The following is a 9,866-nucleotide window of genomic DNA, read 5'->3' on the forward strand; positions in this document are numbered from 1 at the left end:
TCCCCGTATCCCGCGCCTCTACACGGCTTCGGGCACAGTCGGTTATCCGACGCCGGGCCGCCGTGCCGCACGGTGTCCCCGTGTCCGGCACCGCGCGACGGCCCGCGCCACCACTTCCGAGTGTGTCACCCCTCACGCATCCACTGCGCCATCACGGAGAGCAGGTGATCGGGATCGACCGGCTTGGTCACATAGTCGGAGGCACCCGACTCGATCGCCTTCTCCCGGTCGCCCTTCATGGCCTTCGCCGTGAGCGCGATGATCGGCAGCCCGGCGAACTGCGGCATCCGCCGGATCGCCGTGGTCGTGGCATAGCCGTCCATCTCGGGCATCATGATGTCCATCAGAACGACCGTCACATCGTCGTGCTGCTCCAGGACCTCGATGCCCTCGCGGCCGTTCTCGGCGTACAGCACCGACAGACCGTGCTGCTCGAGGACGCTGGTCAGCGCGAAGACATTGCGGATGTCGTCATCGACGATCAGTACCTTCTCGCCCTCGAACCGGATGCCCTGGCGCTGTTGCGGTCCCGCGTCCTGCTGGCCCGCGACCGCCCACGGCTCCTGAGCCGCGCCCGCGGCATCGTCCGGCCGACCGGCGACGGCGCCGCGCTGCTCGGCCGTGGGCAGCGCCCTGCGGCGCCTCCTGAAGAGCGCGGCGGGACCGTTCTGCGTCTCCTGGTACGACTTCACCTCGGCCGGCATCCCCATGTCCTGCAGCTCCGCCTCGGAGGCCAGCAGCTCCCCCGCCTCCAGCGCCGGCGCGAGCTGCCCGTAGCCCTGCGGCGGCAGTTCGCTGGGGTGCAGCGGCAAATACAGCGTGAAGGTGGAGCCGCGGCCCGGCTCGCTCTGCGCGTGGATCTCGCCGCCCAGCAGCCGGGCGATCTCCCGCGAGATGGAGAGGCCCAGACCCGTACCGCCGTACTTGCGGCTCGTCGTACCGTCCGCCTGCTTGAAGGCCTCGAAGATCACCCGCATCTTGCTGGCGGCGATCCCGATCCCGGTGTCGGTCACGGAGAACGCGATCAGATCGGCGTCCGCGTCCCGCAGCGACCCCGACTCCAGAAGCTGCTCACGGATGGCCACCGGCACGTCCGCCCCGGCCGGCCGGATCACCAGCTCGACCGCTCCGGAGTCGGTGAACTTCACCGCGTTGGAGAGCAGGTTGCGCAGCACCTGGAGCAGGCGCTGTTCGTCGGTGTGCAGCGTGGCGGGCAGTTCCGGCGAGACCCGCACGGAGAAGTCGAGCCCCTTCTCCGCGGTCAGCGGCCGGAACGTCGCCTCCACGTAGTCGACGAGCTGGACGAGCGCGATACGGGTCGGCGACACGTCCATCTTGCCCGCCTCGACCTTCGACAGGTCGAGGATGTCGTTGATCAGCTGGAGCAGGTCGGAACCCGCGCCGTGGATCGTCTCGGCGAACTCGACCTGCTTCGGCGTGAGATTCGTGTCCGCGTTGTCGGCGAGCAGCTTGGCCAGGATCAGCAGGGAGTTGAGCGGCGTACGCAGCTCGTGCGACATGTTCGCCAGGAACTCGCTCTTGTAGCGCATGGAGACCGCGAGCTGTTCGGCGCGCTCCTCCAGGACCTGCCGCGCCTCCTCGATCTCGGTGTTCTTGACCTCGATGTCGCGGTTCTGCTGGGCCAGCAGCTCGGCCTTCTCCTCCAGTTCGGCGTTCGAGTCCTGGAGCGCCTTCTGCCGGTTCTCCAACTCCGCCGACCGCTCCCGCAGTTGCTCGGTGAGCTCCTGCGACTGCCGGAGCAGCACCTCCGTCTTGGTGTTGACGGAGATGGTGTTGACGCTCGTCGCGATCATCTCGGCGATCTGGTTCAGGAAGTCCCGCTGGATCTGCGTGAACGGCGTGAAGGACGCCAGCTCGATGACGCCGAGCACGGTCCCCTCGAAGAGCACCGGAAGCACGATGACCTGCGCCGGAGGTGCCTCGCCGAGACCGGAGGAGATCTTCAGGTAGCCGCTCGGCGCGTTCTCCACGAGGATCGTGCGCTTCTCCTGGGCCGCCGTCCCGATCAGCGCCTCACCGGGGCGGAACGACGTCGGCATGGAGCCCATCGAGTAGCCGTACGACCCGAGCATGCGCAGCTCGTACGCCTCCTCGTCCTCGGTACCCGCGTCCTTGCCGTCGACCAGTGGCATCGAGAGGAAGAACGCGCCGTGCTGGGCCGAGACGACCGGCGTCAGCTCGCTCATGATCAGCGAGGCCACGTCGTCGAGATCGCGGCGGCCCTGCATCAGGGCGGAGATCCGGGCCAGGTTGCCCTTCAGCCAGTCCTGCTCCTTGTTGGCGATGGTGGTGTCGCGCAGGTTGGCGATCATCTTGTTGATGTAGTCCTGGAGTTCCTGGATCTCGCCGGAGGCGTCCACGTCGATCTTCAGGTTCAGGTCGCCGCGGGTCACCGCGGTCGCCACGCGCGCGATGGCACGCACCTGACGGGTCAGGTTCCCGGCCATCTCGTTCACCGACTCGGTGAGGTCGCGCCAGGTGCCGTCGACGTCACGTACGCGCGCCTGACCGCCCAGCTGCCCCTCCGTGCCCACCTCGCGGGCCACTCGGGTGACCTCCTCGGCGAACGACGACAGCTGGTCGACCATCGTGTTGATGGTCGTCTTGAGTTCCAGGATCTCGCCGCGCGCGTCGATGTCGATCTTCTTGGTCAGGTCGCCCTTGGCGATGGCCGTGGTGACCATCGCGATGTTGCGCACCTGACCGGTCAGGTTGGACGCCATCCCGTTCACCGACTCGGTGAGGTCCTTCCACGTACCGGCGACTCCCGGGACGTGCGCCTGACCGCCGAGGATGCCGTCCGTACCCACTTCGCGGGCCACCTTGGTGACCTGCTCGGCGAACGAACTCAGCGTCTTCACCATGGTGTTGAAGGTGTCGGCGAGCTGCGCGACCTCGCCGCGCGCCTCGATCGTCACCAGCCGGGTCAGGTCGCCGTTGGCGACGGCCGCCGCCACCTGCGAGATGTTCCGCACCTGCATGGTCAGGTTGTAGGCCATCAGGTTGACGTTGTCGCTCAGGTCCTTCCAGATGCCCGTCACCCCGGGCACCCGCGCCTGCCCGCCCAACTGGCCCTCGGTGCCCACCTCGCGGGCCACCCGGGTCACCTGCTCGGCGAACGACGACAGCTGGTCGACCATCGTGTTGACGGTGGTGACCAGTTCGAGGATCTCGCCCTTGGCGTCGACGGTGATCTTCTTGGACAGGTCTCCCATGGCGACCGCGGTCGTGACCTCGGCGATGTTGCGCACCTGGATGGTCAGGTTGTTCGCCATGAAGTTCACGGACTGGGTGAGGTCCTTCCAGGTGCCCGAGACACCCTGCACCTCGGCCTGCCCGCCGAGGATGCCCTCGGTGCCCACCTCGCGGGCCACCCGCGTCACCTGCTCGGCGAAGTTCGAGAGCTGGTCCACCATCGTGTTGAGGGTGTTCTTCAGCTCCAGGATCTCGCCGCGCGCGTCCACGTCGATCTTCTGCGACAGGTCACCCCGGGCCACCGCGGTCGCGACCTGCGCGATGTTGCGCACCTGCGCGGTGAGGTTGCCGGCCATGCCGTTCACCGAGTCGGTCAGGTCACGCCACACACCGGCGACGCCGGGCACCTGCGCCTGACCGCCGAGCCGGCCCTCCGTACCCACGTCACGGGCCACCCGGGTCACCTGGTCGGCGAACGCGGAGAGCTGGTCGACCATCGTGTTGATGGTGTTCTTCAGCTCCAGGATCTCGCCGCGCGCGTCCACGTCGATCTTCTGCGACAGGTCACCCCGGGCCACCGCCGTGGTCACCTGCGCGATCTGGCGTACCTGCGAAGTCAGGTTCCCCGCCATGAAGTTGACGGAGTCGGTGAGTTCCTTCCAGGTGCCGGACACGCCGTCCACCCGGGCCTGACCGCCGAGCCGGCCCTCCGTACCCACGTCACGGGCCATCCGGGTCACCTGGTCGGCGAAGCTCGACAGCTGGTCCACCATGGTGTTCACGGTGACCTTCAGCTCCAGCATCTCGCCCGCGACCTCGACGGTCACCTTCTGCGACAGGTCACCGTTCGCGACCGCCGTGGTCACCTGCGCGATGTTGCGCACCTGCCCGGTCAGGTTCTGGAACGCCGTGTTGACGGAGTCCGTGAGGTCCTTCCAGGTGCCGGCCACTCCCGGAACCTGCGCCTGGCCGCCCAGTTCACCCTCGACGCCGACCTCACGCGCCACCCGCGTGACCTCGACACCGAACGACGACAGCTGGTCGACCATCGTGTTGACGGTGTTCTTCAGCTCCAGCATCTCGCCCGCGACCTCGACGCTGACCTTCTGCGACAGATCGCCGTTGGCCACCGCCGTCGTCACCGCGGCGATGTCACGCACCTGGGTCGTGAGGTTCCGGAAGACCGTGTTGACCGAGTCCGTGAGGTCCTTCCACGTTCCCGCCGCTCCCGGCACGTTCGCCTGCCCACCGAGCCGGCCCTCGCCACCGACCTCGTTGGCGACACGGGTGACCTCGTCGGCGAACGTCCGCAGCGTCTCGGTCATCTGGTTGATCGTCTCGGCGAGCTGCGCGACCTCGCCGCGCGCCGACACGGTCACCTTCTGCGACAGGTCACCGCTCGCGACCGCCGTGGTCACCTGCGCGATCCCGCGCACCTGGGCCGTGAGATTGCCGGCCATGAGGTTCACCGAATCGGTGAGGTCCTTCCACACGCCGGCCACACCGGGCACCTGCGCCTGACCGCCCAGCTCACCCTCGGTACCCACCTCACGCGCGACGCGTGTCACCTCGGAGGAGAAGGAGGACAGCTGGTCCACCATCGTGTTGACGGTGTTCTTCAGCTCCAGCATCTCGCCGGCCACGTGAACCGTGACCTTCCGCGACAGGTCACCCTTGGCGACGGCCGTCGTCACGAGAGCGATGTCACGCACCTGGGCGGTGAGCCGGTACGCCATCGTGTTGACCGAGTCCGTGAGGTCCTTCCACGAACCGGACATACCGCGCACCCGGGCCTGTCCGCCCAACTTGCCCTCGGTACCCACCTCGCTGGCCACCCGCGTGACCTCGTCGGTGAACGTCGACAGCTGGTCGACCAGATTGTTGACGGTCCGCCCGACCTTCAGGAACTCACCGCGCAGCGGATGACCGTTGCCGTCCGCGGCCTGCGCGCGCAGGTCCATCCGCGGCGACAGATCGCCCTCCGCGACAGCGGACAGTACCCGGCCGACCTCGGAGACGGGTCGCACGAGATCGTCGACCAGCGCGTTCGAAGCGTCGATCGCGGCCGCCCAGGACCCCTCGCTGGTACCCGTCTCCAGCCGCTCCGTGAGCTTTCCCTCACGGCCCACCACGCGCCGCACCCGCGACAGTTCACCCGTCAGATGCAGATTCCGGTCGGCGACCTCGTTGAAGACCGCCGAGATCTCGGACATCACACCGTCACCGGAAACGGTGAGCCGCTTGCGGAAGTTGCCGTCCCGCATCGACACCAGGGCCGCCAGCAACCGGTTCAGGGCCGCCGTGTCCACTTCGGTGGTGCCATTGCGCGGTGTGCGCCCGCTCTTCAGGGACTGTCCGCCTTTCGCGCGCGTCCTACTGCCCCGCGTCGCTGCGCCAGACTCCACTGTGTCCCTCCCGCAAGGGTCGACCAATACTGCTCGGCGTACTCGGGTACTGCTGCTCGGTGCGCGGAGGAGGCACTCGACCTGCCCGGGACCTTCTCCTGGAGCCTGCCCAGTGTTTCACCCCGGCTGAACCAGGCCATAACAGTTCGGCAGCTTCGCACATCGTCCGCACACCATCGGGACGGCGGCCCGGCCCTGGCCGGACGCGACCACATACACCTGTCCGAACAAAAACACCGGACTCTTCAGGACGGAAACACTGGTGACCGGCATCCGCAGGGGCGGCGAAGGTAAGTAACCTTGCATGCGGCTGTCCAGCCGTGCCGGTCCCGTCCGGCCTGGGCGGTGGCACGAGTACGAGCGGGCAGGCATCGGAGGGGCACCGCACCATGACCACCGGACTGCATCCTGGGGGAACGCCCCAGGATCCCCGGCCAACAGGGAACCACGCCCTGCCCACGCAGGAGCGGGTCGGCCACGGAACCCCGCATGCCGACAGCCGGACGAGGAGTTCTGTGATCACCGCGCGCGCGGCCGCCAGTTTCGAGCCCGTGGGACGGTCCGTCGCGACCGCCCGCTCGTTCGTCCGGGACACTCTCCAGGGCTGGGGCTTCGCCGACATCGTCGACGACGCCGTCGTTCTGACGAGCGAACTGGTCACCAATGCCGTCGTGCACGCGGGCACCTCCGCCGACGTTCTGTGTCTGCGCAGCGACGACGGCGTACGCATCGAGGTGGCGGATCACTACCCGGAACGCGAGATCCCACTCCAGGGAACGGCCGTCAACATGGGCAGCCCCGACCGCGAGGGCGGCCGCGGCCTCCAGCTCTGCGCGGCCCTGGCCGGCCGCTGGGGTGTCGAGTACACACCCACCCACAAGCAGGTCTGGTTCCAGCTCGAACTCCCCGAGCGCGCGGTCGGCACCCGCGCCGCCGGTCCCGCGCTCCCCTCCCACCTCCTCCCCCTGGCCGACGGCCGCGTGCGCGTGGCGGTCGTCCAGATCGACCGCACCGGCTCCATCAACGCCTGGAACGAAGACGCCGAGGAACTCTTCGGCTACGCGGCCGAGCAGGTCACCGGCAAACCCCTCACCGACTTCGCGGCCTGGCCGCACACCCCCGGCACCAGCACCGGCATCGTCGAGGCCCTCCAACTCTCCCGCTGGGAAGGCAGCTACGGCATCCGCTGCGCCGACGGCCGCGTCACGCCCGTGTACGCCTCGCACCTGCGGGTCCGCGACACCGGCGGCGAGCCCTCCACGGTCTGCCTCCTGGTGCGCGACCACGAACGCGCCGTCCTGCAGACCCCGTTGCGCCTGCCCGCCTCCGACTCGGGCGGCAACGCCGAGGGCCAGGCGACGGACCCGTTCGAGGTCTTCATCGGTTCACCGGCCCCGGACGACCTCGACGGCCTGCTACAGCGCACGGTGGAGCGCGCCCGCGACATGCTCGACGGCGACTCCGCCTTCCTGCTCCTGGCGACCGACGACGAAACGGAGTTGGAGGTGCGCGCCTCCACGGGCCTGCCCTCCGCGCGCCAGCGCTTCGCCCGCGTCCCCGTCGAAGCGGGCCCCGGACGCTACGGCTCGGCCAGGATGCCCGCCGTCCACGAGGACCTGACGGTCGTCCCCGGCGCCGTACCGCTCCTCGGCGGCACCGGCATGCGTTCGGTCGTCACGGTCCCGCTGAAGGTGGAGGGCCGCCTCACCGGCTCCCTCGGTGTCGCCGCCGAATCCCCGGGCCGCTACTCCAACGAGGAGGCCCTGCGCCTCCAGTTCGCCGCCGACCGCATCGCCCTCGCCGTGGAGTCGGCCCGTCTCGGCGAGCTGGAACGCCTGCGCCGCGGCTCGCTGTCCTTCCTCGTCGAGGCCTCCGACCTGCTCGCCGGCACCCTGGACCGCGACCAGACGCTCGCCCTCATGGCCCAGATGACGGTTCCGACGCTGGCCACCTGGTGCGCCGTCTACACGATCGCCGACCAGGCCTCCGAGCCGTACCTCTCGTACGTCCTGCACGAGGACGAGGAACGCATCGACGGCCTCAAGGCGTTGCTCTCGAAGATCGCCCCGCCGGACCCGGTGCCGACCCCGGGCGCCCGCGTCTGGTCGGCACCCGCCGCGGCGGCCCACGAGGCCGCCCTGCGGACCTCCATGCGCAGCCTGGGCCTCGGCCAGCAGGCCTCGATGACCTCCGGCATCGGTACGACGCTGGCGACGGCCGCGGCGGTCGGCGGCGAGACCGTCGTCCTCCCCCTGGTGGCCCGCAACCGCGTCATCGGCATGCTGACCCTCGGCAAGCCGTCGGACGAACACTTCCGCCAGGAGATCCTGGAGCTGGCCGAGGACCTCTCCCGGCGAGCGGCCCTCGCCCTGGACAACGCCCGCCTGTACTCGGAGCGCACGGCCATCAGCCAGTCCCTCCAGCGCAGCCTCCTGCCCCCGGAACTCCCCCAGATCGAGGGCGTCGAGGTCGAGGTCATCTACCGAGCCGCAGGCGAGGGCAACGAGGTCGGCGGCGACTTCTACGACCTCTTCCCGATCCGCGACGGCGCCTACGGCTTCGCCATCGGCGACGTATGCGGTACGGGCCCGGAGGCGGCGGCGGTCACCGGCCTGGCCCGGCACGCACTCCGCCTGCTGGCCCGCGAGGGCTACGGCGGCCCCGCGGTCCTGGAGCGGCTGAACTCCGCGATCCTCGACGAGGGCGCCCGCAGCCGCTTCCTGACCCTCCTCTACGGCGAGTTGTGGCCCCAGGAGGACGGCAGCGCCGTCCTGAAGGTCGTCTGCGCCGGCCACCCGCTGCCGCTGCGCCTGCGCCAGGACGGCACGGTCGAGCCGGCGGCCGAACCGCAGCCGCTCCTCGGTGTCATGGAGGACCTGGAGCTGTACGAGCAGACGGTCACGCTGGATCCGGGCGATGTCCTGCTCTGCGTCACGGACGGCGTCACGGAGCGCCGCGAGGGCACCCGCATGCTCGGTGACGACGGCCTCGCGGACGTCCTCACCACGTGTACGGGTCTGACGGCCGGCGCCGTCGCCGCGCGCATCATGCGCGCGGTGGAACGCTTCGCCTCCGACGCCCCGTCGGACGACATGGCGATCCTGGCGATGCGTGTTCCGGGCCTCCAGACGGACTGAGGTCCCGTCCGGCCCCGGACATGCGAAAGGCCCCCGCCCACAAGGGCGGAGGCCTTTTCTGCTGGAGCCCCCCAACGGAATCGAACCGTTGACCTTCTCCTTACCATGGAGACGCTCTGCCGACTGAGCTAGGGGGGCCTGTCACCCTGTCGAGGTTTCCCTCGCGGCAACGAAATAGATCATACCCCGAACCGAACCGTGCTCCCAACCAGTCCGCACCGACCCGTCCGGCCGGATCAGAAGGCCGGCTGCAGCAAGCCGCCGAGCGCGTTGCAGGCGGAGACGATCCGCTGCATCTCCCGCTTCGTCAACGTCCCGTCCACAGGCAGCGCGAGAGTCTCGTCCGCGGCCCGCTCGGTCTCGGGAAGGTGTACGTCCCGTCGGAACCCGGGCATGCGGTGGACCGGCGTCTTCACGGGCACCCGGCAGTCAACTCCCCTGGCCCGCACGGCGCGTGCGAACGCGTCCCGGTCCGGCCGCCCATTGCCCGGCACCCGCACGACGTACTGCTGGTAGGTGTGCCCGTCACCGCTGTCCGGCGTCCGTACGCCGCTCAGCCGTCCGTCGAGGTAAGCGGCCCGCTGCCTGCGCTGCGCGACCTCGTCGTACGGCGCTTCGGACTCGCCCTGTTCCAGCACCAGCAGCCCGTGCCGCTGTCCGATCTCCCGCAGCCGCACCATGTCGGCCGTCCGCCCGAAGCGGTGCACGACAACGACCGCCACCGACCGGGGCGTTACGGCGGCCTCCACCGCACGAGGGTCGAGGCAATACGTCAACGGGTCTATGTCGGCGAAGACGACCGTGGCACCGGCCTGGGTCACGGCTTCGGCGACCTCCACGTTCCCGAAGGCCGGCACGATGACCTCGTCACCGGCTCCGACGCCCGCGGCCCTGAGCATTGCAGCAGTACTCATGCCGTGGATATTTGTCGCGCAACGTGAACTGCAAGTGTCGCAAAACAAAAAAGAGCTGGTCCCTGAACCGAAGTTCAGGGACCAGCTCTCTAATTTTAGTTCGGCGGCGTCCTACTCTCCCACAGGGTCCCCCCTGCAGTACCATCGGCGCCCCCGGTGGTCATCCGGCTCCTGCCAGAGCCCCGCCAGAAGCT

General features: G+C 69.2%; 3 protein-coding genes and 1 tRNA gene. 1 reads left to right on the top strand and 3 read right to left on the bottom strand.

The window, feature by feature from the left end; all coding sequences use genetic code 11:
- Positions 1 to 125: 125 nt before the first annotated feature.
- Positions 126 to 5,621 (bottom strand): HAMP domain-containing protein, encoded by a 5,496-nt coding sequence (locus ACFWBT_RS12930; RefSeq protein WP_385698912.1) that lies wholly within the window; start codon positions 5,619 to 5,621, stop codon positions 126 to 128.
- Between the two features lie 389 nt (positions 5,622 to 6,010).
- Here ACFWBT_RS12930 and ACFWBT_RS12935 point away from each other — a divergent pair, with 389 nt between their 5' ends.
- A complete protein-coding gene (locus ACFWBT_RS12935) occupies positions 6,011 to 8,758 on the top strand; it encodes a SpoIIE family protein phosphatase (protein ID WP_385698915.1) in 2,748 nt (915 codons plus the stop codon).
- A 62-nt stretch (positions 8,759 to 8,820) separates the two neighbouring features.
- Here ACFWBT_RS12935 and ACFWBT_RS12940 read toward each other — a convergent pair.
- Positions 8,821 to 8,896 (bottom strand) — tRNA-Thr (locus ACFWBT_RS12940).
- A gap of 98 nt (positions 8,897 to 8,994) precedes the next feature.
- Positions 8,995 to 9,657, bottom strand: a complete 663-nt coding sequence (locus tag ACFWBT_RS12945) for a DegT/DnrJ/EryC1/StrS family aminotransferase (protein ID WP_385698926.1) — start codon at positions 9,655 to 9,657, stop codon at positions 8,995 to 8,997.
- Between the last annotated feature and the right edge of the window lie 209 nt (positions 9,658 to 9,866).

The sequence above is a fragment of the Streptomyces sp. NPDC060027 genome, assembly GCF_042737005.1.
In the GTDB taxonomy this organism is placed as follows: domain Bacteria; phylum Actinomycetota; class Actinomycetes; order Streptomycetales; family Streptomycetaceae; genus Streptomyces.